Consider the following 26598-nt stretch of genomic DNA (forward strand, 5'->3'; position numbering starts at 1 on the left):
AGATCGCAGCCGAACGAAGGGCCTGTTCGACAATGCCGTCAAGATTTTTCTTGTTTGCGCCATGTATACGCGGTCCGTACGCGACATTATCATAAATCGACATCGGAAAAGGGTTGGGTTTCTGGAAAACCATGCCCACTTTTTTTCGAAGGTCAACAACATCAATATCTGACCCGTAGATATCCTTACCTTCTATGGAAACCTTACCTTCAACTCTGCAGTTCTTTATCAGATCATTCATCCTGTTTAAACAGCGGATGAAAGTGGACTTGCCACAGCCTGAAGGGCCTATAAGGGCAGTTACGCTGTTTCTGGGGATCTGCATGGAGACGCTCTTGAGCGCCTGCTTCTCCCCGTACCACAGATTAAGGTTTTCTACTTCTATCTGGGGTTGAGATGCGTTTTGAACAGCTTCAGTCATTTAGGGACCTCATTATCATATAAAATTCTGATACCTTATTAATAAAACTCAAAATCAAATTTTCAGTTTGTTCCTGTAGTGCCTACGAATCAGAACGGCTATAAGATTTAAACCCAGCACAATAAGCAACAGGACCAGAGCTGTTCCATATTGAATAGGCCTGGTTTTTTCAATATTTGTTCCGGCCGTTGCAAGCACAAAAAGGTGGTAAGGAAGCGCCATAAACTGGGAATAGATTGAATCAGGCATCCTTGGCAAAAAGTAAGCAACCCCTGTGAAAAGGATAGGAGCAGTTTCTCCTGCAACCCTTCCTATACTCAGCACTGATCCTGTAACAATTCCTGGTATGGCAGCTGGCAGCACCACATGCCTGATTGTCTGCCATTTACTGACCCCAAGTGCAAGGGAAGATTCCCGATATTCTTTAGGAACCGTTATCAAGGCTTCTTCAGTAGAACGGATAATTACCGGAAGAATAAGAAGAGCAAGCGTAAGAGAGGACGAGAGCAAGGAAGAACCAAAACCAAAATATTTCACAAATAGTGCAAGCCCGAAAAGCCCGAAGACTACAGAAGGAGTTCCTGCAAGGTTGTTGATTGCCATTTCGATTAACCAGGTAGTGCGGGTTTCTCCTGCATACTCATTCAGGTATATGGCAGCCAGAATTCCCATCGGAACAGCCACAATCATTGAGCCTATGATAAGGTATATGGTACCTACAATTGCCGGATAGATCCCTCCCCCAGTCATCATCCGGTTGGGCATTTGAGTAAGGAACTCGATATCAATTGCTCTGTATCCGTTTAAGATGATATAGCCCAAGATAACTAACACGAAACCTGCGACTATTAAGGTAGAAAGAGTCAGCAGGGAAAAAGCGATTTTTTCACTGGTTTTCGAACTCAAACCCATGATCAATCCACCTTGAAACGATATTTCTTTTTAATTGAATCCGCAATCAGGTTAATCAGGAAAGTAATGATAAAAAGTACGGACCCGACAGCGAAGAGAGCATGGAAGTGATCACTTCCCTGAGGAACTTCCCCCATTTCAAGTGCTATTGTGGCGGTCATTGTCCTCACAGGATCAAGAAGTCCTCCTGGAAAAGAAGGGATTATTCCAGCATTTCCAGTGACCATCATAAGGGTCATTGTTTCTCCTATAGCCCTTCCCACCCCAAGCATTACCGCCGCTGAGATTCCCGATAGAGCCGCAGGAATTATGACCTTGTATATAGTCTGCCATCTTGTAGCTCCAAGAGCAAGCGAACCCTGCTTGAGTGTGCTGGGAACCGAGCTTATCGCATCTTCTGAAATGGTAATGATTGTAGGAAGTGCCATAATTCCCAGCATAATAGAGCCTGTAAGGGCAGTCTGTCCCGTAGGCAGATTGAGAGTTTCCCGTATAAGAGGAACCAGCACAACAAGCCCAAAGAACCCGTAAACAACAGAAGGAATGCCTGCCAGAATCTCGATAAAGGGTTTTAGAAGATCCGCAACTTTAGGGTGTGCCAGCTCAGATATATATACCGCAGAAGCGATTCCTAGAGGAACTGAAAATAGAATCGCCCCGACAGTTACAAGAAGGGAGCCCAAAAGCAAAGGCAGTAGCCCGAACTGCTTGTTTACAGATGTTGGATACCAGAATTTGCCTGTGAGAAAATCCATAAGAGATATTTCTTTAAAAAGAAGTAGACTATCCCTGAATAGAAATAGACATATGAGAAAAAGGACTACAACCGTAAGAGTGCTTATAAAGAAAAGCACATATTTGATTCCTTCTTCTTTATAATTTCTGATAAACATAACTGCTCCTGAGATATCTTTTTTCAAACTTTACTTTTTTATTGGGAAGTACCCCACCTCACTTACCAGGTTTTGTCCTTTCTTACTCATTACAAAGTCAATGAATTCTTTTGTGAGGCCTGAAGGTTCTCCATTCGTGTAGAAATAGAGAAGCCTTGAAAGTGGGTATGCACCGCTGGTAATGTTCTCAGGACTTGGAGCCACAGAGCCATTCCCTCTATTAAGGTTTAAGCCCTTTACACTTCCATCAAGATATGCAACACCGATGTATCCAATTGCATTGGGATTTTGAGAAACCTCACCCATAATTCCTCCTGTAGCTGGCTGTGTAAGCGCATCAGGACGGAATTCATCCCCATGCAAAACCTCTTCTTTAAAATATTCATAAGTTCCAGAACTACTATCTCTAGAGATGGCTACAATCGGCTTATCCTCACCACCAACCTCTTTCCAGTTGCTGATGCTCCCATTATAAATGCCGCGTAACTGATCAAAGGTAAGTTCAGAAACAGGATTCTGTGGATTTACAATTACCGAAATTCCATCATAAGCAATAGCATGTTCTACAGGATTGATTCCATTTGCTCTGGCAGCTTTTATTTCTTCAGCTTTTATCTCTCGGGATGCAGTAGCAATGTCTACTTCACCGTCAATGAGCGCTGTGATTCCCACACCAGATCCACCTCCAGCTACTGATACACTTTTTTTAGGATTTTCCTTCATGAATTCTTCAGCTTCAGCCTGTGCAAGGGGCAAAACCGTATCTGAGCCTTTCAGAGTAATTTCCTGTGCTCCAGCATTTTCTGAAGATGTTTTTTTCGCAGGGAAAGAGTCTTTACTGTTTTCGCTTCCAGTACATCCAATTCCCAGGAAAACAAGTCCAAGCACAAATAATGTGAAGATTATATAACCTTTTTTTAATCGGTCTACCATCTTGGGTACTCCACTGAGAAGTAATGAATCAATAATTTAGATCAATTCAAGTTGTTACCATTATAACCCACAATAAAAGAGAGAAATATATAAAGATTCGCTTCATATATTATAGAGAGGTATATATAGAGTAGAAATATAAAATAGAATGGTGTGATATATATATTATATATAAAATATATAGTAAGCGAGAGGAAACCATTTTAAGGAAGATCAATATAAGAGTTCAATGGCAGGGAAAAATAAGTTAAGGCCCCAGAAATGGAAGAGAAATAAGATATAGGCAAATTTATTAGTGCATAATAGAATCCAATACTCAAAAGAATATAGAAACTCAGAATAAAAAAGGCAGGCTCAGAAATCGAACAGGGAACTCTGAGCTGCATTCCCATTCTCCTTAAATACATTCTGTTCCTGAGCCTTTACCTTACTTTCCTTTTTTAAAGAGGGCTTTTCCTGTATCTTTACTTCAGGCTTCTTAGCTTCAAAATCAAATAATCCTTTCTGCCTGGAATCGAAGTCAAGTGAAGACATCTTAACCCCAAAAACTTCAAGAATGCGTTCCACCGGTGGGAGTATCTGCTTCTTAATATAGTAATCGACATCTATCGGGATATTGTGTTCCCTGACATAGTCCGGATCTTCGGCCCGATCAACAAAGAGCCCTTTTCCTGCAATAATTACAAAAGGTATTCTTGTACCTATAGAAGGTACGACGCCAGTCCGTTTTTTCAGATTTTCCACAACTGTAAGGTGAGGCTGCTTGTTCTTGTAGCTCTCCATTTTCCGTGTAAGGGTACGTGTGAGAACAAGACTTTCGATAATCTCTGAATCTCTTGCCGGGTCAAGGTTCCTGACCTTACTAACTATCTGACGGACATGCTCCACAGCCTGATCAACATCACCTTTTATAAGCACAAGCTCAAGCACCCTGTTGAGGGTTACCGAGGTTAGTTCGCACCAATCCCTTCGAACAGTCTCCATACCCTTGACCTTAATTTTATCTTCCCACCCTGAATTTCTGGGCTCAAAAAACCAGAGAGCATAGCGTTTTTTTGCGATAAGAAGAGCACGTTTCGCAATGGATTCGAATTCAAGTTCCATTGGATCGGGCAAGGACGCAGAAACAATACTCGCAAGCCTGTTACCTATAAGGCTAATATCTTCAAGAGATAGATCTCCTCTGGATTTACAGTGAACAAAGACACTGTCTGTATCCCCATAGGCAACCGACAGTTCAACTACCCTATCCTGGGGAGAGAGTTCTCCGGCTTCATTTACGAGTAAAGCGGCTCTATCCCTGAGAATGATTTTCCCTATAGTGCTGTTGATAATTTCCCTCGTGTTCAGAATATTGCTTCTTCCAAAACTGGTTACGGCATTTGCAAGCGTCAGGCTGTAAAGCCTTGCCCGGGCATATCCGGAGTACCCATAAAAGCTGTTTAACAGGATTTTCAGAGCGAGTTGAGTAGCATCAAGAACCCTATACTCATTTTCATTAGAGGTTCCCCTCATCCTTTTCTTTGTCTGTGTCCTCTTATTAAGCAAATCTTCGAGGATAGAAGGCACGATTCCTTTGTAAGTCTCAGGAGGAACAAACTCTCCACCGAACGGAGGTCTGATGGTCCGCCCATCGGGCCTGTCACCTGTAACTACTGTAGTATAGCATAGGTTATGTGCCATCATTATAGTTGGGTAGAGGGACTTGTAGTCAAGAATAAGCACATTTTCCAGCAAGCCCTTATGAGGTTCCAGGACTTCCCCACCTTTGAGATCAGAACTCATTTCATATCTTTCGGCCGAAACTCCGTCATCAGGTTTTGGAAGGAGGACTCGATCGCGGAGCCCGAACTCCCGGAGAAGAAGTGTTTCAACCATCGAAGTCTGACCTCCGTCAACGGTTTCCTGAAGCAGGCTTCCGCTTACCTGGGCAAGAGCGATATATTTGTCAAGGAGTCTTAAGTTAAGGATAAGTTCAAGGGCAAGCTCTGCATCCCTGCGTGAGTAATCGACGAATTTTTTGAATTTTTCCCCTTTATCAAGCCAGTATTCTTCCATTTCAAGAGGGGGCACATCCAGTTTTTCTCGGCTCAGAAGTTCCTTTGAAACAGCGCGCAGAGTGTACTGCTTCAGACTGAAAGCCCTTCTTACTAGAGGAAGCGCATCCACAACCACTCGGCCTTTCATTTCGGTGCGGGTAATTAGCCCGAATTTTCTGTAACCTATTTTACTGCCGTCCCGACCGACAACAGGATTTATTACTTCCCCTTTCGCAACCAGAGTTTTGACTCTGTCCGTTATGTAAGGGATATCAAAATCCTGGTGATTATATCCCACTACAATATCAGGGTCGTACTCGCAGAAGATCTCGAAAAAGCGGTTTAGCATCTCGGTCTCGTCCTTGAAGGAAAGAACATCGGAATTTAGACCTTCCGCAGGTTTTGCCAGAAGCACAAGGGTTTTATGCCCTTTATACTCCGGCTCGAAGGAAAAGCTGATCATGATTATAGGGGAAACGTCGGGAGAGGGCATTCCTCCATCAAAAGGTAGGCACTCTATATCAAAAGCTAGATACTTCAGGGGGGCGAGGGTAAGATTTTCAACTTTATTTAATCCGGACGTAAGGATTGAAGCGTCACATGCAAACTTTTCACAGTGAGAAGTACCTGAGCCATTTGCCCGGATATATCTTGCAGGGTCAACAGCTTCTCCTTCTGTAGATACCCAGACCATACCTCCAAGATCTCTGTCAATTAAAAAACGGTTTCTGAAGAGAATATCAGTCTCATAGACCTCCCATTTGCCTTCAGCCTTCAGTACTTCTTGGAGCTTCAGAATCTCGTCCCTGATCTCGGGCACCTCTCTGGGCAGGTGGGTAGTAACCTTGAGCATCTTTATTTTTGTTTTTTGATACCCAATAGGCTCAAATTTTTCAACAATCTCGACTTTTTTAACTTGCAAAAAAGTATCTTCGATAAGCCTGGCTACAGCATTAAGGTCTCCAGAAGCCTTGAGATAAAAATAAGGTTCAAAATCGGGAACAAAACAGCAAACGCTCTTCCCGTCCGCTCCCCTGCCAAAGAGGCGGATTACGGGGCTGCTGTCATTAATGACTTCATAGTCTGCATCCAAGATCTGGAAATCCATAGGCATGGTTTACGTTTTTAGATAGACATATAACTTTTGTTGTACTTTTGAAAAACAGGATTCTATTTTCGAGAAAGCCCGTAGAATTTGAGATGAGAAATAGAAGAACTTCAAGTTGAAACCCCAGAAAGGAAGAACTTCAAGTTGAAAAACTGCCTGAAGAAACCGAAAATTCAAAAGGAGCTGAAGATCTAACAGCTTCAATTATCGAATCTGCCTTCAGGTCCTCAAGTGCAAGATATCTGGCTCCAAGCGCACTGGAAATTTCCTGAGCGAGCCCGAACTTAATCATGCTGCTTTCCGTATCAATAACTGCAGATTGTATGCATTCCTTTCGGAACATGGAAGCTATTGTTTTCGTCTCCTGGATAGGAGGTTCCCCATTCATACTGACATTTGCCCTCCCATCAGAGATTAAAACCATAAACGGACAGGTATCTGGATCGCGGCGGAGTTCTGCCTGTATGGTTTCATAGCCTTTCATCAGCCCATGGGAAAGAGGAGTCTTTCCTCCGGTTGGCAATTCCTCCAGATACTTTTGTGCCATTTCCACACTGGATGTTGGCGGCAGCAACAGCTCTGCCTCTGAGCCCTTAAAAGCAATAAGCCCCACTTTATCACGTTTCTGGTAGGCATCCATCAACATTGAAAGCACTGCACCTTTAGAGGCTACCATCCGCTGTTGGGCCCCCATAGAACCACTGGCATCCACAACAAAGAGTACAAGGTTACCTATCCTTTTCTCCCGTATTTTATTTCGAAAATCCGAGTCGTGGATTACTATGGAGTTTCCGTTTTTTTCCCTTACAAGCTGGTAAGGTGCAGCTGCCCTTAGTGTGGCATCAAAAGCCAGATCCGTGGTTTTTTCCTCGGGAATTTTACTCTTAATATATCTCCCTTTTTTGGAGCTGGAAAGAGTTTTGCTGCGCCGACCGGATCCATTTCGGTTATTTCTGCGAAAATCAGGAGACAACTGCTTTATCTGGTAACTTTCTCCGGTTGTAAAAATAGTTTCTGAGGAAGCATCCGGCTGTTCCCCGACGCTATCCTGTGGGTTATCTGATTTCTGCTCTTCGGGATGGAACTGTTCTTTTCCTGACTGCTCATTATGCTCTTTTTTTTGCTGTTCGTGTTTCTTTTTTTCTTTTTCCTTTTCTTTTTCCCTTTGTTTCTCTATACTCTCATTCAGTTTATCCTGCTTATCAGAATGATTATCAAACGGTTTTCTGCGCATACGGTGAGGAAGAACTAATTCTGCAGATTCTTTTACATCCTCTTCAAGAACCTCAGTCCTGCCGTTGAAAGCTGCAAGCGTGATTGAGGTTTTCATCATTGTGATGTCCGCCCTGTGCCCATCGACCCCCATATCAACACAAATCTGGCTAATCAATTCAAGCATGCTATCCGAGATCCTCACTTCAGGAAGTAATTTTTGCGCCAGAAGGATCTGCCCGCAAAGCTCGGCCTCTGCAGCCTGCCAGCTTGCTGCAAAAGCTTCAGGATCGGTCTCATAACTGAGCCTGTATTTGATAAGTTCCACTCTTCTGGCTACATCCATGATTCCTTTAATATCCACACATAAACCGAAACGGTCAAGTAACTGGGGCCGAAGTTCTCCTTCTTCAGGGTTCATGGTACCTACAAGCACAAAATTCGCAGGATGGGAGAATGAAATTCCTTCTCTTTCTACAGTGTTTACTCCCATTGCTGCCGAGTCAAGGAGCACATCTACAAGATGATCATCCAGAAGATTAATCTCATCCACGTACAGGATACCCCTGTGAGCATGGGCAAGTACCCCGGGTTCAAAGCGTTTTACCCCTTTCTTGATAGCATGTTCGATATCAAGAGTTCCTACAACCCGATCTTCGGTGGCACTTACAGGCAGATCCACAACTTTCATTTTTACAGAAGAGCTCTTAAGAGTCCCAGTTTTTACCTTTTCCAGGCATTCTTCACACATTGCGCTCATATCATGAGGATTACAGCGGAATTTACAGCCTTCAACTACCTCGATTTCAGGCAAGAGATTGGCCAGAGCTCTGACTGCTGTTGACTTGGCAGTCCCTTTTTCACCCCTGATCAGAACCCCTCCTACTTTTGGGTTAATAGCATTCAGGATCAGGGCTTTCTTCATTTTCTCCTGTCCGACTATTGCAGTAAAAGGGTAAATAGTAATAGTATGGATTTTCATAATTTAACCTCAGTATATCTTTCAATTTCCGAGAAGGTATTCTTCAACACTCATAACTGGGATAGACCGCTGAGTAACTGTAGGAAGAACAGAATTCACATTTTCCACCCTGTTCATGAAGGGGAAAAAGGTAACATTAAGATTCCCTCCTGTTGTCTTTTCAAAAGAGCCAAGGTGGATTTCTTTTGTAACCTCAAGGTTAGAACCAAAGTTCAGAGTATTTTTATTTTCGAGCCGGATTTTAGGAAAGGTTTCAACAACAGTAAGCGCCCCGAACATATTCCCAGCCTTAATTTCAAGAGGGCTTTCAGAAAAGTGTAGAGGATATTTTAGAGTTACACAGGAACTGTTGCCTCCTTCCAGAACATTATCTACATATACGGAAAAGAGGGGGACTTCAATACCTTTTATGGTTTTGTTATACAGAAGCGTATGTTTACCTAGATCAGCAGAATTCCCTGGGGAAATTACACTTGAGTAAACAGCAATATTATTTCTCAAAACAGTCAGGTAGACTTCATCCGACTCTATACCATCTACTTTCAGGGTGTACCCTTCTCCAAGATCCCATTCTTCACCAGAATGAAGAAGTGTGTCATTGTCATCATCCATAAGGATATTTACAATTCCCTGATCATCCCCAAGATACGCATATTTTTCACCATCCCATCCAAGCACAGAATATCCGCCATTAAACCAACTTTCCCCGTAATCCTTCATCTCTGGATTCCTGTATGGAATCTTGACAGGTGAAGATTCATAAATCAGGCCTCCTCTCGGAATCGAATCATTTTTGGCATCAAGATTAAGTTCAAGCCTTTCTGTGCTGATGTTATTCTCTGGATCATAAAATAACATGCCGAAGGAATCTGCTGTCCAGACACAGGAATCCGGAGTAGAATCAAAACGGTTTACAGTCAAGGATGTGCCTTTTATCTGATACGACTTGATAACGTCTTTAGTCATATTGTAAGAACATGCTCTGTAGACATTATCAGCCACTCTGAAATCGATCAAATTATCGAGGATAGTGATATAATCTCCAGGATGCATTTGGATAGGCACTCTGTTTTTCAATTCAATCTTTTTATCTGTAACTTTAGTGACCTCAAACTTGCCATATTTATCCCCAACATTAATCTTAAGAGGGTTACTCGAATACTGATTTACACTTGTAAGACTCACAATTGGATCCTTACCATCAAGAACCTGATCAAGAGTTCCTTCCAGAATTGTACATTTAGTGCCGTTTATTGTAGTATTGAAATTGAACTTTGAACCTACTTCAAGAGATTTCGAAGTAACTGGGATGGAGTTTTTCTGGAGTTCAAGGAGAGCAGAATCATTGTTTACCCCCTGAAGCACCAGTTTGTAGCCATTCCCAAGATCATAATCATTTCCCTGTTGAAGATCCCGACTTCCATAGCTAATCAGGCTCTCGCTGAGCAAACCGTTGTCAAAAACCTTATATTTTTTTCCGAAAAAAGCAGTCGAACCATAAGTTATTCTTGAAGTATACGTTGCATTTCCCGTCTCAATAAGCTCATCTTCTGAGAAATTAAGTTCCAACGACTCATAGTATGTACCAGAAGTAGTTGAATAATAAAATCCAGGGCAATTTTCCCCATTGAGAATTGTATGTTGTCCTGCTGAAATACTTACCAGAGGGCCTCGTTGTTCAATAGCACATTCCACAGGAGTAATAGCAATTAAAACCGCTAAGATAAATAAAATAATATAAAAATTAGTAGAAATTTTGGTTTTCTCGTCATTATAAGTCATAAATATGGAAAATATCGTAGCAATATATATCAATTTCGTTTTTTGGAAGAAAATGATTATTGATATTAAAAAAGCCTTGAGATATAAAGAGATAGAAATCAAATGAGATTTATTCTCTATAATACAAAGCCAAAATAAATTGTTAATTTGCTCGATTGATATTGAAGTATTGGAAAGCACATCAAAATTCGTGCACGGTCGGATAAAGAATCTGTTAATGTTAAAGTGACTACTGCAATCATTTATGCATCTTGATTCATGATTATAGGTTTACAAAAAAAGCGATAAAAGTAATACATTTCGTATAAGTCGTATTTTAATTAAATACAAGTACATCAAAATTAGCTAATTCTGGATAACTAAAAATTGAAAAATAGAAGGAGAATAATTAGCATTTAATAGGTAATTGCTTTGAGATCGTAGCCATAATTTTTATTTTATTATTACTATATGAGAGGAATTGAGAATATTTTCGAAATATTTATTAATTACTTCTTATATGGGTCAATTATGATTTCCAGAAAGACTATAATATTTGGATTTATAGTCCTGAGCCTTGCAGGCTTGATAATTTATTTTCAAACCGTGCCAGAGAAAAAAACTGTGTATCAGGAAGACTTCAAGAATTGTAGTTTTGAAGGAGAGTTTCTAAGATGCAAAGATGGGGCACTGTATCTTGAGACAACAAATTTAGCACAGACCGGGGGAGGTGTCTGGAGTAAAAATGTGAGCGTATCTCCAGGAAAAATTTCCTGGAACTGGAACGGACAGGACCTGGATAAATTCAGTCTCTGGTTAAAAGTGACATTCAGTGATCACAAATCCATTTACTATGTTGCATCAGGAAGCATGAATCCACAATCCGAAGGTGAATATTATCGGGATCAGGAAAACCGAAGACGCTTTTCACCATCGATTATAATCTCAGGAATTCCAATAGATACAGTTGAAAGAAATCTCGTTGAAGATTATGAAAAATACTGCGGGTCTGCTGAGAATATAAAGATTGAAAAAGTGAGTGCAGGTTTTGGGGACAACAGTACGCAACATCAGAATATTCTGAGTATCTCAGACCTGAAGATATACGGACAATGATAAAAAGTAATCAAAGGAGTCTGAAAATGAAAAAGGGTAATGTTGTGCTGATAATTATAGTTTCATTAATATTTCTAATCTGTTCTGGATGTACATCTTCACATATTATAGCCTCCGATGAAAAGGGAAATAATAGTAGTGAAGAAATCTTAAAAAGTGAAAGCAGTCAGAAAAGCAGCCAGCTGAGTCAAGAAAATCTACCCTCTTCTGAAAAATCTTCTCCTTACCTTTACTGGGAGTATGAACTTGGAAATATAAACCCTGAAAATCTCAGTGAAGGAAGATCGAATGTCCAGGACTGTGTGGCGTACTCCGAGGACGGGAAGTATGTAGCTGTTGGGACAGGGAAAAACCTGACAGTTATTGATGTGTCAGGCAAAAAACTGCTATGGGAAAATGCCTTAAGAGGAAATATCTCAGACATTTCGTTCTCGAAAGACGGAAAGTATCTGCTCGCAGGGGAAAGGAGTACTGATGGATATATTTATTCACTGGATGCTGGCACAGGAGCTGAAATTCACAGCTATAGAAGCGCCGATGACCTGGGAACCAGTACGAACCCAAAGTATCAGCCCTGCACATACAAAATAACTGCTACTGATAATGCTGTATATATTGCAGCAGGCAGATACTGGCAGGATTCAGGATATGGACTGGCTTCAAGAGTATACAGATTTAGTCCGAATGGCACTCTTTCCTGGAAACTGCCTGAAACAGAAAACTATGCCAGCAGTGTAAACTGGATCGACTCGAGCCTGGATGGAAAAAAAGTAGTTTATTCAACCGGAGACTGGACAAATTCCCTTGAAATGGATGCAGTCGTCTATTCCGTGGATAACAGTGGAAATCTCCGCTGGAAATACGATATTCCACCTCTAAAACCTTATTTTGTTTCTGCAGCCATCTGGCATGGGCTTGATATTTCAGATGATGGGTCCATGGTAACTGCCTATACAGCGGATGGAAGAAAATACCTGTTTTATGATTCCGAGATGATGAAACCCGGAGACGGAAGGACAGCATGGGACATGAAAACTCCTGGAGACGGGAGAGCATCACGGGACACCTATGATTGGCAATCCAATGTAACAGTTCCAGAGGAGGTCGAGGGAAGTTACATCTATGCCTATGGGGAAGAAGCTAAAATTTCCAGTAAAAATGAGACACTTTACCTTACAGGAGCCACATTTCCTGCGTATTATCCCGACAACATATCGATGGCACATCCCCTTGAGAATACGCTGGTATCAAGCGATGTTGAGAAAGGAAACACTTCCTGGACTTATTCCCTTGGAGGACGTTGTGCAGGGATTTTCTTTTCTCCAGACACCAGATTCTTTGTCCTGCCAGTAGGAAAAGATTCGTCTTCAGGCAACACTCAGGTTCATGGAATTCATGTTTTTGATAACCGAAAACCCGGAAATGGAAATTCAAGGTTAATCTGGAGATATAATACCGAAGGCGTTGTTGTAGATGCTGCGATTTCTTCAAACTGCACAGTTGCTGCAGTTGAAGCCCCTCTAAAACTTGAAAATTGGGATGTAATTGGAAAACACAGGTTAATAATTGTCAGGTGAGAGAATGAAATGGAAAATTTTGATATTCCTGCTTATTCTAACTTTGATTACTGCCGGATGCACTGAAAAAAACCAGGAATCAGGAAATAGTAAAATTGCCCAAGGTTTGGAAGGCACACAGAGTACACAGGAAACAAGTAGTTCTGAGGCCGGGGTACCCATAGATTCAGTGGTATTTTCAAGGACTGGAGCTCTGATTACTTTAGAAAATGAAGAAAATATTTCACAGGTAAAAATTTTTTCTGCCAATAACTCAACAAAGTCAATAAATATTGAAAAAACGGAGAAACAGGTATTTACAGCTTTTGACTGGAAACCCGAAGTTCAATACCAGTTTGAAGTGATAACAAGCGACGGAAAAACCAGTTCTCTGAAAGTGTATGCCCCTGAAAAACCTGCTTTGAAAGAGGAGTACTCTATAAAACTTGAGGATGTAACTCCCGGGTCGATAGGTAAAACTACAGAAAATGTAGAAGGCATGATAAAATTCTCTCCTGACAGCAAGTATCTTGCCATCGGAACTCAAGGAGGTGCTCTGAAACTTATAGAGCTTGCAACAGGTGAAAAGGTTTGGGAAAAACAGCTTGTTAAAGGCATAGCTGATGCAAGAATTTCAGATATAGAGTTTTCAGAGGATGGAAAACACCTGATTGTAGGAGAAGATAGTCCTGATGCTTTTATTCACTGTTTTGATTTAAATGGCAATGATATCTGGAAATTTGGAGCAGGGCAGGATCTGGGTTCAGATCTTGACCACATGCCAGCCATGAAAAAAATAAAACTGGATTCAAAAGGGAACATCTATGTTGCTGCCAGTAGAGCTTGTGGCTACATAGGAGAGAAATACAAGTATCTGGCAATGGTTTATTCCTTTGACCCTGAAGGCAAGATGCGCTGGAAATTCCCAGAATCCGAACTAATGGATTCAGGAGTTACCTGGATTGATACAACCCCTGACGGAAAATACTCTGTTTTCGGTACCAACAGTTTTACAAACGCCGATAAATGGAAAGAAGGAACTGTACATGCTCTGGATGGAAATACTGGAAAAGAAGATTGGAACTATTCAATCCCGCCCCTTGAACCATTTTTTGACTATACTGCAATATGGTACAGTACCCAGATTACTCCTGATGGTAAAGATATAATAACAATGACCAGTGATGGGCGAGCCTTTTTATTTAATAATTCCAGGATCATGGAAACCGGTACCCCGAAAATAGAATGGCAAGAAAACATTTCAACCCCGATTGTAGTAAGCGGGGTCCCTATTTATGGCAGTGCAAATTACGCCTATATTGTCAACAATACCCTGATTTTCTCAATAGGGAGCACTTTCTCCAAAGACAAAAACAACGATGTTCCTATAGAACATCCCAATGGAAACAGCCTCTTTGCCTATGATTCTGACGGCAACCTGCTGTGGAAATGGAGAGTGGATGGCTATGCAGGGGAATGTGCACTAAATGACAGGTATCTCGTTGTTCCTATAGCCCAGAACCTGGTAACCGAGGATAGAAATGTCCACGGAGTGTATGTCTTTGACGTATCAAAAAGCGGAGGTTCAAACTCCAAACTTGTCCAAATTTATAATACTAAAGGGATTACAGTAGCTGCTGATATCTCCCCGGATGGTAAGTATATCGCAGCCTTAGAAGCTCCTGCAAGACTTGATGACGGCACAGTGCTGGGCGAGTATAAAGTGCATGTTCTTACATGAGGAGAAAAACATGAAAATTGTTTCAGTAACGTGGAATTCCTACATTCCCACTCTCCTCAAAGCAGCCGACGAGCTTGGCATAGAGCTTGAAGCTCATTATTCAAAGATTCTGGAAGATAATCCGGAAGAAGCTGAGAAGGTGCTTTCTGCATGTGAAAATGCGGATGCCGTCTTTCTATACTATATATCAAACCCTTTCTGGGAAGAGTTCTATGAAAAGCTTGAACCATTAAAAACGAGGGTACCTGTAATCTGTGTAGGGAGTGATCCTTCCTCACTTACCCTCTCTTCGGTGAAACTTGAGATTGCAGCTACATGCTTTTCTTATATCATCTATGGAGGACAGGAAAACTTTGGCAATATGCTGCGTTATCTCTTAAAAGAAGTTTTGGGATATGAGATTGAAGCAAAACCCCCGGAAAAGATACCATGGGATGGGTTATATCACCCGAATGCAGAAAAGATATTCTCAAGTTTTAAAGAGTACCTTAACTGGTATGGGCCTTTGAAAGATAAAACCATGGGGTTGCTTATCTCCAGGACTTCCTGGGTAAACAATGAACTTGAGATAGAGAAAAAACTGATAGAAAAGTTAGAAAATCTCGGCCTATCGGTTGTCCCTGTTTTTGCATATTCCTTGAAAGACGAGGAACTTGGAAGCAGGGGTATGAATGAGGTCATAGAGGACTATTTTATAGAAAACGGCAGATCCATTATAGATTGCCTTGTAAAACTTTCTCCTTTCTTTATTGCAAGCAGTAAAACCGAAGAGAGAAATGTATCGTGTGCAGCGAAAGGCATAGAGATACTAAGAAAACTTGATGTTCCTGTTTTCCAGCCTGTAATTTCACATTATATGACCGTTGAAGAATGGCAGGAATCAATGGGATTAAGCACTGAGATAGGATGGAGTGTGGCTCTCCCCGAATTTGAGGGCGGAATTGAACCCATTATAATAGGAGCAGGCAAAAAAGAAGGGAATTACATGGGGCGTTTTCCTATCGAAGACCGCTGCTCAAAACTTGCATCCAGAATTTTAAAATGGACTGAACTCAGGAAAAAACCAGTTAATCAGAGAAAAGTTGCCTTTATCCTGCACAACAGGCCCTGCACAGGTGTTGAAGGTTCGGTAGGAGATGCTGCAAATCTTAATTCTCTTGAAAGCGTGGCAAGAATACTGAACCGAATGCAAGAAGCGGGTTATGCCGTCACTTCTCCTGAAAACGGAAAAGACCTTATTGAAACCATCCTCAAGAGAAAAGCAATTTCCGAGTTCAGATGGACTCCCATTAATGAGATAGTGAAAAACGGCGGAGCCCTGGCTTTTGTGGAAAAAGAAGAATACGAGAAATTTTTCAACACCTTGAGCCCAAAAGTAAGGCAAAGAGTGATTGAGAGCTGGGGAAATCCTCCTGGAGAAGAAGTAGACGGCATTCCTGCTGCCATGGTATATGATAATAAAATCGTTGTGACAGGAATGCAATATGGAAACGCTGTGGTCTGCGTGCAGCCAAAGCGAGGATGTGCAGGTGCCAGATGTGATGGAAAAGTTTGCAAGATCCTGCACGACCCGGAGGTTCCACCAACCCACCAGTACCTTGCGACCTACAGGTATCTTGAAAACACTTTTGGAGCCGATGTGCTCGTACATGTGGGAACCCACGGGAACCTTGAGTTCCTGCCTGGAAAAGGAGTTGGGCTTTCAGGAGACTGCTATCCTGACATAAATATAGGGACAATTCCCCATCTGTATATTTATAATTCTGACAATCCCCCTGAAGGCACAATTGCCAAACGCCGAAGCCTTGCCTGCCTGATAGACCATATGCAGACTGTCATGGCCTCAGGAGGGCTTTATGAAAACCTGGCCGAACTTGACAGGCTGCTTGGGGAATACGAACAGGTGAAACACGACAAGGGACGGGAACATGCCCTGAAGCACCTGATCCTTGACGAGATCAAGAAATCGAATCTGGATTTCGAGATAAAAGCAGATCACCAGACTCCTTTTGAAGAAATAATAAGAAAAGCTCACGAGGCACTTGGAAAAATAAGGAACAGCCAGATCAACAATGGGATGCACATCTTCGGACAGATCCCAGAAGGCGAGAAAAAAGTTGAATTCATAAACTCGATTTTAAGGTATGATGACCAGGGAAGTGTGGGAGACAAAGTCTCGATTAGAAAGTTGATTGCAGAACTTCTGGAACTTGATCTGGATGAACTGATCTCTGACCAGAGCCGAATTTCCGAAAACGGAAAATCAAACGGACAGAGGCTTGAAGAAATTGATTCTCTTTCTAAAGACTTTATAAGGACATTTATAAATAACCCTGAAAAAGAGCCAGCATGGATAATCAAAGAAATTTTTAATGAAAAAAGTTTTGAGAAACAGGAAATTAAAGAAAAGAACTTTAAAGAGCAAGGAATTGAAGATAAAAGTTTTGAAGGGCAAGAAATTAAAGATTTGAGCATAAATTTCGCATTTCTTCAGGATGCTGCTTCGATCTGCAACAGGATTCTTGATCTTGAATCCAGAATAGATGATTCACTGGAAATTGAAGCTCTTCTGCATGGATTTGATGGAGGATATATCCCTGCCGGCCCTTCAGGCCTTATCATGCATGGAAGAGATGATGTGCTGCCAACAGGCAGGAATTTCTATTCACTTGACCCAAAAAAGATCCCGACAAAGGCTGCCTGGAAAGTGGGACAGCAGCTCTCAAAGGTTCTGATTGATAAGCATATTGAAGATGAAAGCCGCTATCCTGAAAATGTGGCATTTTACTGGATGGCAAACGATGTAATGTGGGCTGATGGTGAGGGAATGGCCCAGATTATGAGCTTGCTTGGAGTTGAACCAATCTGGCTAAGCAATGGGCAACTGAAAGGATTCTCTGTGATTCCCCTTGAAGAATTGGGCAGGCCCAGAATAGATGTTACTATAAGAGTCTCAGGAATCCTGAGGGATAATTTTCCAAATTGCCTTGAGGTCATAGACGAAGCAATCCAAGCTGTGGCATCTCTTAATGAACCTGAAAACATGAATTACCTAAGAAAACACAGTCTTCGGATGATTGAAGACGGAGCGGATTCCAGGGATGCTACTTTAAGGATATTTTCAAGCAGGCCTGGAACTTATTCAGCCGGAGTTCAGCTTGCAGTTTATGCAAGTGCCTGGAAAGATGAAAAAGACCTGGCAGATATCTTCCTTTACTGGAACGGGTACGCGTATGGAAAAGATGTAAACGGAAAGGAGGCCCACACTCAGCTTGCTTCAAGCCTTAAGACTGTTGATGCTACCTTTAATAAAGTAGTAAGTGACGAGTACGACCTTTTAGGATGCTGCTGTTACTTTGGGGTCCATGGGGGATTTACAGCTGCAGCCAAGCAGGCTTCCGGAAGAGATGTAAAGGTCTATTTTGGAGACACGAGAGAGCCTCAGCATGTCGAAGTCCGGGACATGGCTGACGAACTTCGAAGGGTTGTAAGAGCCAGGCTCTTAAATCCGAAATGGATTGAAGGCATGAAACAGCATGGATATAAAGGCGCACAGGACATTTCGAAAAGAGTAGGAAGGGTCTATGGCTGGGAAGCTTCCACCCAGGAAGTGGACGATTGGATTTTTGATGATATCACAAAGACCTTCGTGCTTGATGAAGATATGCGCCATTTCTTTGAAGAAAACAATCCCTATGCCCTAGAGGAAATGTCCAGGCGACTCCTTGAAGCGCAGTCAAGAGGGCTCTGGAACCCTGATCCCGAGCTTCTTGAAGAGCTGAAAAATTCCTACCTAGAGATAGAAAGCTGGATGGAGGAGCTGGCAGGAGAAGGAGAATTTCAGGGTGGGGCTGTTGACATTGTTAGTTTTGAAGATGTCCCTGACTGGAACGCAAAAATGCAGGAAATCCGGAAAATCCTCAAATAAGAAAAAAGGTAGCGGAATGAAAAATATAGGTTTTTTCCTCCTTGTACTTGTGCTAATTGTACAGCCTGCAGCTGCACAGGTTCAGCAGGAGGACTTCAAACCTGAAGATATGACCACATTCATGATTCAGGTCCCCCACGGGGTAGAAGGAAATGGACTTGCGGTAGGGAACAATACGCTCTCTGCATATCTTTACTTTGAAAGCTATTATGACGGCAATATGAATGTGACAGTGGAACTTGACTTACCAAAAGGTTTTGTGCTTCGCGAGCCTTCAGTTAATTCATTTTCACTTCATACCGAGTATGATGACTGGTACAGGCTTCTTGACTTTTATATACCTGCGGACACGCCCTGTGGGACTTATAACATAACTGCAAAAGCAGTCGTTGATGTTGAAGGAACAAAACATACTATTGTGCGTACAACCCAGCTTAAAGTTGCTTCAAAAGAAGAAGTCGCAAATGAAGTCTCAGTATCCCAGCTCATAATACCGTCAGATGAAGACGGATATGGGGATCCAAGCCATCCGTCCAATACCTTGATTGTCCAGGAAACATCCCCTGCACTCAAAAAGCTGCTGAAGGTTACAGACCTAAAGACCGAAAACGAGGACCTTACTACAACCTTCATGGGAATAAAGCTTACCAATACCGGAAATAGTACAATTCCTGTCATAGTTACATATGATATTCTTGACACAAAAACCGGTGAACCTGTAAAAGCATTTAAACCCGATATTATGGGAATGAACACAGATACTGTGCGTTATGCCACCTTAACCCTCTCTCCGGACTCAAGTTCGCTGATAAGCCTTCCCATGTATATATCTCAGGATGCGATGGGAGGAGACTACCTTCTCAGGGTTAAAGTAAAACTAACAGGTAGCGACTGGGTTGCAGTAACAAAAGATCAGAAAATTACTGCAATCTCAAGAAAATGGGAGCCTATAATAACTACATTTATCGCTTCTTTACTTGGACTTACTGCTCTGGGCTTTTTCCTCTCAAGACCCAGGAAGATAATGGACAGGTTTAAAACCCGCAACCTTGTGATGATTGCCCTTTTCGGTACTGTTTCTTTTGCAGCGATAAACCTGCCTATGACCATCCTGTGGGAATTATCCCATGCAATCTTCGGGCCATTCAGTTTCCTGTTCACAGGGCTCTTCAATGAGATTTTACTTTACATGCTCATTGCCTCTCTTGTAGTCCTGATCCCAAAACCCGGAGTTATAAGCCTTTTCATGATGGTCAGGTTCCTGCTTGGAGGTTTCATAACAGGGAGTTTCACCCCTATAACGTTCATAACGCTGTCCGTCAACGCAATAATGCTGGAGCTTATGCTGTATGCTGGAGGTATAACCAGTAAAAATCCAGCTCCACATAACAAGTTCAAAATGGGAATTCTTTGCGGGTTTGCTGACATGGTCAGTAGCTATGTATCTTTCAGTGTCTGGATGGTTCTCTACAGACTTTTCTACAGCGACTGGTACATAGCATCAAATATCCTGATCGATGGGTTCCTCTATACCTTCATAGGAACCTGGTTCGGAATAAGCCTTGGAAATAGACTGAAAAAGGTGGCAGAATGACGCGAACTTTGATCGAGCTTCCCACTGGAAAAACTTACGTCGCTGCCAGGCGTTTTCGATCAAACCTTTTTTGAAAAGGTTTGTGGTCAAGCTTTCCTTTGGAAAGATTGTGGTTTGTGGTTGTGGTACAATGATAGAAATCAAAGACCTATGGTACACTTATCCAGGAAGATCGGAGCCGACTTTAAAGGGGATCAACCTTAGAGTTGAAAAAGGAGAATTTGTCCTCCTCACAGGGCCTACAGGGTGTGGAAAAAGTACTTTATTAAAAACATTAAACGGAATTATACCTCATGAATCTGGAGGGATATTTTCAGGTAGTGTGAAAGTCAAAGGGATGGAAACTACCGATTCAAACCATATGGAAATCTCAAAAGAAGTGGGCCTTGTGTTTCAGAATCCAGATGACCAGATCTTTTCTACAATCGTTGAAGACGAAGTAGCCTTTGGGCCTGAAAATCTCTGCTTTGAGCAAAAAGAAATTGATAGAAAGGTAGAAGATGCCCTGCAAATCGTAGGGATGTCCGATCACAGGTTTGCTTCCACAAATTCACTTTCTGGAGGACAGAAACAGAGAATCTGTATTGCAAGTATGCTTGCAATGGTGCCTGAAGTCCTTGCCATGGATGAACCTATAAGCCAGATGGACCCTGTGGGCACGCACGAAGTTCTGAATACGGTAAGAGAACTCAACAGAAAACTGAAAACGACTATTCTGCTGGTTGAACACAGACTGCATGAGCTTGCACCCTTCGTAGACAGGATTGTCGTAATGGACGACGGAAAGATAGTCTTTGATCAGCCCGCCTCAAAAGCTTTTGATCACCTTGAGATCTTTTACAGGCTTGGGCTTAGAATTCCCGAACCCGTCGAACTCTGCCATAGTCTTGGAATCAAAGCCAGCCCATTGAGTGTTAGCGGAGCTCTTGCCGTACTGAATAGAGAATATTTTAAAGAAAATACTGGGATTTCCCAACCCCCTCCGAACCCAGAGGAAAATACTGGTGTCAAAACCAGTTCAAGGAAAGCTTCCGTTGAGAATAACGCCTTTGAAAATAACATTTTTGGAAATAACACTTCTGAAAACAATGCTTCAATTATTTCTATTCAAGATCTGTGGTCTGGATACGAGAAAAACAAGATGGTACTGAAAGGAATAAATCTGGAAATCCGTAAAGGTGAGAGAGTTGCAATTATGGGCACGAACGGCTCGGGAAAATCAACCCTGCTTTTACACCTTGCAGCCATTCTCAAACCATATAAAGGAAATGTAAAGGTTTTTGGAGAGGACACAAGGTCCAAGAATCCATACTCCTTTGCAGGTAAGGTTGGATTTGTATTCCAAAACCCTGACCTTATGCTCTTTTGTGATTCAGTTGAGGAAGAAACAAGATTTGGACCTGTTCAGTTAAAGTACAGCGATATTGAGGAAAGGGTAAGAAACTCTCTTGAAGCAATGTCAATTCTGCCTCTCAGGCATGACCTCCCGCAGGCCCTGAGCCGGGGGCAAAGACTCAGGACAGCCGTTGCCTCGGTAATTTCCATAAATCCCGAGCTTATTCTTCTCGATGAACCCACAACAGGGCAGGATAGAGTGAATATAGAACAGATGATGGATTTTTTCAAAAATAACAATTCTACACTGATTTTCTGCACACACGATGTTGAAGTAGCCATGTCCTATGCCACAAGAATCCTGGTGATGAATGATGGGCAGATCATAGCAGACGGGAAGGGAAAAGAAGTTATAAAGGACACTGAAAGCCTCAGGAAAGCCTCGCTTACCCAGCCCCCGGTTGTTGAGATTGCTAATTATCTAGGAGTCAATGCCTTTTCAGTTAAAGAACTTGTAAAAACGCTGACCTCAAGAACTGTTGAAGGAATAAAATGCTGAAGGGATAAAGTATGGTAAGGGGATATGCCGGATGATAGGTGCAAGATCAATTGCAGAACCAACAATTAAGGATACAGTTATCCATAGGCTGGACCCAAGGGCTAAGATTCTTATCCTGATTTCCACTGTTTTTGTCGCTGTGTCCCTGGATAACCAGAAAACAATGTTTTTGTTGTTTCTGATCGTACTCTCAGGATTCGTACTTGCAAGGACGCCGGCAATAAAGATCAAGACCCTGGTTTTACTGCTCGTACTTTTGATATGGGGAACTATTTACTCACAGGCTCTATTTTATTCTCAACTCCCGAGAACTGTAATTTTTACCATAATTAGTCCTGATTTCCCGGTTCTGGGATGGTTGACAGGCGGCGGGCTGTTCGTATATGAGGAAGGGCTCCATCACGGCGCAATTCAGGGTTTAAGATCGGCTTCAATCCTTTCTCTTGGACTATTGATGTGCTGGACCACGGACTCTAGAGATATGTTAAACGGCCTGGTTGGGCTCAGGGTTCCTTACAGCGTAGCTTTTATGGTGATCACAGCAGTAAGATTTCTGCCAATAATAATCACTGAAGTAGCTACCGTGATAACAGTCCAGCGGCTCAGAGGATTTAATCCGAAAAAGTTCGGGTCAGGAATCATAAGAACATTACTCAACATATTGACTCCGACTATTGCAAACTGTGTACGGAGAACCGGAACCCTTGCAGTTTCAATTCAGAGTCGGGCTTTTCGGGCAAATCTCGACCGGACATCTCTCAAAAAGCTGAAGTTTTCAGACATTGATAAGATAGTGGTTGCAGTCTGTGTTTTTGCAGCCATAAGTATTGTGATTATGAAGCTTATTTACAATATGTATACAAGTGGGATTTATTATACTTCAGGTTTAAGGCCTATTTATGCAATTGCAGGAGGATACCTGTGATAGAAATAAGGAAATTATCCCGATATTTTGGAAACCTGACTGCCGTGGATAATCTGGACCTTGATGTTGAAAACGAGATCTTCGGCCTTCTGGGTCCCAATGGGGCAGGCAAAAGTACGACAGTTATGATGCTTACAACTCTACTAAAACCCAGCAGCGGTACTGCAAAAGTATGTGGATACGATATAGGAAAAGAATCCAAAAAAGTAAGGTCAAAGATAAGTTATGTCCCTCAGGATATGGCAGTTGACCGAAAACTCACAGGCAGGGAAAATGTATTGCTTTATGCAAAACTCTATGGCATACCTAACAGGGATTCAATGGTAGATGAAGTGATTGAAATGATGGGGCTTTCAGATCGTGCCGGCGATCTTGTAGCAACATACTCCGGAGGAATGAGAAGGCGCCTTGAACTTGCTCAGGCCCTTGTGCACGAACCTGAGGTTCTGTTTCTGGATGAGCCAACTCTTGGGCTGGATGTGAGCGGTAGAAAAAAAATTTGGGAGCATATTAGAATGCTTAAAGCTGAAGGGATGACTATCTTTATGACCACCCATTACCTTGAAGAAGCAGAGAAGTACTGCAATAGGGTTGCTATTATTGATAAAGGGAAGATTGCAGTTGTTGGCTCTCCTGAAAACCTGATAAGCTCCATAGGAGAAGATGCCTCCCTTAATGACGTTTTTTTTGAGAACGTTAAAACCCCTGAAGAACAGGCAGGGTTTAATTCGGCCCAGTTTAGAAACCTTCTGAGGCGGAGATAATGAGATCAGTGTTTTACTATTTTGAAAGAGACCTTGTAAAATGGCTGAGAGGAAGGGTTACCGTTATTTCTTCTCTTGTAATGCCTGCAGCCTGGTTGATATTTGTAGGGCTTGCCCTGCCAACAAAGTTTACGGATAATTACCTTGAGTTTATCACCCCTGGCATCCTTGTCATGACTATGCTCTTTTCTTCCCTGCAGGGGGGGTCTCTTATGATTTTTGATAAAATACTGGGCTTTCTGAATAAGTTCATGGCCATGCCCTCTCCAAGAGAAAGTATACTATATGGAAAAATCCTCTTTATCAGTGTCAGGGGCTTGATGCAGGCAACAGTGATCTTCCTAATAGCCACGCTCTTTGGAGTAAGAATCCTGAATCCTATACATATATTTCTGATATATCTCACACTGTTTTTGTTTTCGGTATTTTTTTCTGCTCTCTCAACTATGATAGGACTGCACTTAAGTGACCATGACAGCTATGCAGCTGTTAACAGCATGATCAGCATGCCTTTATTCTTCACCAGCAGTGCGCTTATGCCCTATGACGTCATGCCTGCCTGGTTGCGGACTCTTGCCAGGCTCAATCCGGTAAGTTATGCAATAGACAGCACAAGAACTCTGTTTGAAGGAGGAATACCTGTTCATGGACTCATAAGCCTGGCTATCGGAGCTGGAATTATGGTACTTCTCGGGACATATCAGTTCAGGAAGGCATTTGTATGAAAAAGAGGAAGGTCACATTGATAAAAGAGAGATAAAGAAAAGATCCAGAAATAAGAAGAATAAATAGAAAAGAAATAGACAGATAGAAAAAACAGAAAAGAAATAGGCAGATAAGAAAAATAAAAAATCGAAGTCTAAACCTTTGAGGTTCAGACCCGTTTAATATTCATGTTGATTGCAACTTCTGCGATATCAGCACTGTATTCCGAAACCCGCCTCAGGCTTTCAAGGATCATGCTAAGTTCAATATTGCCTGGACCTTCACAATTCTGCGGCTCCAGAGAAACCCCGAACTGAGAAACTTTTTTGGCCTCTACGACGATTTTGTTAATAGCCTGCGGGTCTTCTTCGGCCATTGAGTCTATTGAGCTTTCAAAAACCTTGCAGGAGAGTTCAGCCATCTTAAAGATAGGATCATCGGCATTGACTCCTGAGTCCATTTTCATGACACTTTTTGCTATCTTTACAGCATGATCTCCCACACGCTCGATGCTTTTCGTAATAAGTCTGTATCCCAGGCACTCTCTTGGGTGCCGAATTCCGATCTTTTCAGAGAGTTCGATATCTTCAATAGAAGCCTTGAGCTGGCGGACGGCAAGAAGATAAAAACGGTCCACATCATCATCTCTCTGGATGACATCTTCAGCAATCTCCACGTTATGGTCTCTGAGAGCAGTCATGGAGTCTTCAAGCATGGAAAGCACAAGCCCATACATGTTTCTAATTACTCGGGTAAGGGGAAGATCATTGTAGTTCAGAAGGCACTGGAAGACCAGCTCATTCCGAGATTCTTCTATAAGTTCAAGCCCTATCAACTTCTGACGCACGGAATCTTTGATGAACTTACGATCATAGGCACTGAAGCCTTTTTTGGTAGTCAGCCTGATAACGTCGTACCCGACAAGATAATGAGAAATAAGAATCCTGAGATTATTTTCCGCACTGTCGGAGTGAATATAATCGATCGTTGCGTTGAGGGCGGAATGTTCCTTTGAAACCGCACTGGAAGAAACAAGCAGAGTTTTATTAGGCATTGGTGTGAGCGTAAGGGTGTCCCCGGCCTCAAGTCCTATATCCCTGACCCATTTTATGGGGAGGGACACAATATAGGTAGAATTTCCGGTAAATTGAACTTTTCTTTTATCCTTAGTAATAAATAAACCCCCTGAGGGTATTCTAATTAATCTTTAAGAAACTATATAGAGGAAAGTAATATATAAAGGTATCCTGAAAATAGGATGCTAAAGTGAGAAATAAAATATGATAATCGTGTCTAAGTATGGTATATAGGACCATTAGTGAATGATACAAAAACATAGAGCTGCAATAAAAATCCAAGATAAATGAGGTAAAAACTAGACTGATGAAGAAACCGTTCACATAAAAACTCTTTTTTGCATTAATAGAAGATAATTCTAAAAAATACTCTAGTTGATTATTTTTCAGTAAAGAGATGTAATTAACTTAGGTAAAAAACAAAAAATGTAAGAAATAGCAGCGATAATAAAAAAGGAATAAGATTGATTAACGAGAAAATCAAGCCTCTGGTACAGTTCAAGTACAGCTAGATTTCACCTTTCATTATGTTATAGGTCTCCCAGTCTCTATCCTGTTCATGTAACTCCTTTTGAACTCAATGTATTGTTGAGCTATTTCTTCTGCTTTCTCCTGGTTCAGGAAATTTCGAGCTTCTTTAAACACCTTGCTTTCCTCTTCTTCTATATGACGATCTATACTTTGCTTCAGCTCACTGAGCTTAGTAGGCCATCCTTCATCCCTCTCTTCCATAACTTCCATTTCAAAGATAAGGGTTTTTGCCTCATTGTGTTCTTTATAGGCCTTACTGATAAGCTCACGTAATCCTTTTATTTCTTCAAGCACCGGATAGAAGAGTCTCTCTTCTCCCATCATATGAGGATCAGCTTTAAGCTTTACTTTAAAAAAACTTACCTTTGAGCCATCCTGCAATGCTTGCCGGAGAAGGTCAGAAATCTGATCGTGCTCTGTTTTCAGGATATTATAAATAGTTTCCATAATTTCCCCCTGTATTTAATATATATGGAGATGTATTTAAAAGAGCGTGTAGATAAGTAA

At 41.8% G+C, this 26598-nt stretch carries 18 protein-coding genes; 9 read left to right on the forward strand and 9 right to left on the reverse strand.

Translation table 11 applies throughout. The annotated features are described in order from the left end of the window. The 7 genes from BP621_RS12555 to BP621_RS12585 form a co-directional block, all read right to left on the reverse strand. Positions 1 to 421 (reverse strand): phosphate ABC transporter ATP-binding protein (locus BP621_RS12555; RefSeq protein WP_292390469.1); only part of this gene is annotated, 421 nt, incomplete at its 3' end. Positions 422 to 475: 54 nt separating this feature from the next. Further along, on the reverse strand, positions 476 to 1333 hold the full coding sequence (gene pstA, locus BP621_RS12560; RefSeq protein WP_292390470.1) for a phosphate ABC transporter permease PstA: 858 nt from the start codon (positions 1331 to 1333) through the stop codon (positions 476 to 478). Between the two features lie 2 nt (positions 1334 to 1335). Further along, a complete protein-coding gene (gene pstC, locus BP621_RS12565) occupies positions 1336 to 2226 on the reverse strand; it encodes a phosphate ABC transporter permease subunit PstC (protein WP_292390471.1) in 891 nt (296 codons plus the stop codon). Positions 2227 to 2256: 30 nt separating this feature from the next. Next, positions 2257 to 3159 (reverse strand): PstS family phosphate ABC transporter substrate-binding protein, encoded by a 903-nt coding sequence (locus BP621_RS12570; RefSeq protein WP_292390473.1) that lies wholly within the window; start codon positions 3157 to 3159, stop codon positions 2257 to 2259. 354 nt (positions 3160 to 3513) lie between these two features. Then, positions 3514 to 6312, reverse strand: coding sequence for a DNA-directed DNA polymerase (locus tag BP621_RS12575; protein ID WP_292390474.1), 2799 nt, complete (start codon positions 6310 to 6312; stop codon positions 3514 to 3516). Between the two features lie 133 nt (positions 6313 to 6445). Then, a complete protein-coding gene (locus BP621_RS12580) occupies positions 6446 to 8500 on the reverse strand; it encodes a putative cobaltochelatase (RefSeq protein ID WP_292390475.1) in 2055 nt (684 codons plus the stop codon). Between the two features lie 21 nt (positions 8501 to 8521). Next, positions 8522 to 10282, reverse strand: coding sequence for an S-layer protein domain-containing protein (locus tag BP621_RS12585; protein WP_292390476.1), 1761 nt, complete (start codon positions 10280 to 10282; stop codon positions 8522 to 8524). 510 nt (positions 10283 to 10792) lie between these two features. On the opposite strand from BP621_RS12585, the gene BP621_RS12590 reads away from it, so the two are divergent. From BP621_RS12590 to BP621_RS12630, 9 genes are all read left to right on the forward strand, one after another. Next, entirely contained in the window at positions 10793 to 11377 is a 585-nt protein-coding gene (locus tag BP621_RS12590; RefSeq protein WP_292390477.1) for a hypothetical protein, read from the forward strand. Positions 11378 to 11403: 26 nt separating this feature from the next. Beyond that, positions 11404 to 12954: a WD40 repeat domain-containing protein gene (locus tag BP621_RS12595; protein ID WP_292390478.1), complete on the forward strand. Its 1551-nt coding sequence runs from the start codon at positions 11404 to 11406 to the stop codon at positions 12952 to 12954. A gap of 4 nt (positions 12955 to 12958) precedes the next feature. Then, positions 12959 to 14674, forward strand: coding sequence for a PQQ-binding-like beta-propeller repeat protein (locus BP621_RS12600; protein WP_292390480.1), 1716 nt, complete (start codon positions 12959 to 12961; stop codon positions 14672 to 14674). Positions 14675 to 14684: 10 nt separating this feature from the next. After that, on the forward strand, positions 14685 to 18602 hold the full coding sequence (cobN, locus tag BP621_RS12605; protein WP_292390481.1) for a cobaltochelatase subunit CobN: 3918 nt from the start codon (positions 14685 to 14687) through the stop codon (positions 18600 to 18602). After that, entirely contained in the window at positions 18529 to 20196 is a 1668-nt protein-coding gene (locus BP621_RS12610) for a hypothetical protein (protein ID WP_292390483.1), read from the forward strand. The genes cobN and BP621_RS12610 overlap by 74 nt, the downstream gene beginning before the upstream one ends. 130 nt (positions 20197 to 20326) lie before the next feature. Beyond that, entirely contained in the window at positions 20327 to 22090 is a 1764-nt protein-coding gene (locus BP621_RS12615) for an ABC transporter ATP-binding protein (protein ID WP_292390485.1), read from the forward strand. A gap of 31 nt (positions 22091 to 22121) precedes the next feature. Continuing rightward, positions 22122 to 23015 (forward strand): energy-coupling factor transporter transmembrane component T family protein, encoded by an 894-nt coding sequence (locus BP621_RS12620; protein ID WP_292390487.1) that lies wholly within the window; start codon positions 22122 to 22124, stop codon positions 23013 to 23015. Continuing rightward, positions 23012 to 23779: an ABC transporter ATP-binding protein gene (locus tag BP621_RS12625; protein WP_292390489.1), complete on the forward strand. Its 768-nt coding sequence runs from the start codon at positions 23012 to 23014 to the stop codon at positions 23777 to 23779. The genes BP621_RS12620 and BP621_RS12625 overlap by 4 nt, the downstream gene beginning before the upstream one ends. Beyond that, entirely contained in the window at positions 23779 to 24504 is a 726-nt protein-coding gene (locus BP621_RS12630; RefSeq protein WP_292390490.1) for an ABC transporter permease, read from the forward strand. Before BP621_RS12625 ends, BP621_RS12630 begins: the two co-directional genes overlap by 1 nt. 149 nt (positions 24505 to 24653) lie before the next feature. Here BP621_RS12630 and BP621_RS12635 read toward each other — a convergent pair whose 3' ends face one another. Both BP621_RS12635 and BP621_RS12640 read right to left on the reverse strand, forming a co-directional pair. After that, a complete protein-coding gene (locus tag BP621_RS12635; RefSeq protein ID WP_292390594.1) occupies positions 24654 to 25658 on the reverse strand; it encodes a phosphate signaling complex PhoU family protein in 1005 nt (334 codons plus the stop codon). 427 nt (positions 25659 to 26085) lie between these two features. Beyond that, positions 26086 to 26538 (reverse strand): hemerythrin domain-containing protein, encoded by a 453-nt coding sequence (locus BP621_RS12640; RefSeq protein ID WP_292390492.1) that lies wholly within the window; start codon positions 26536 to 26538, stop codon positions 26086 to 26088. Between the last annotated feature and the right edge of the window lie 60 nt (positions 26539 to 26598).

Source organism: Methanosarcina sp. UBA5 (assembly GCF_002505485.1).
Taxonomy (GTDB): domain Archaea; phylum Halobacteriota; class Methanosarcinia; order Methanosarcinales; family Methanosarcinaceae; genus Methanosarcina.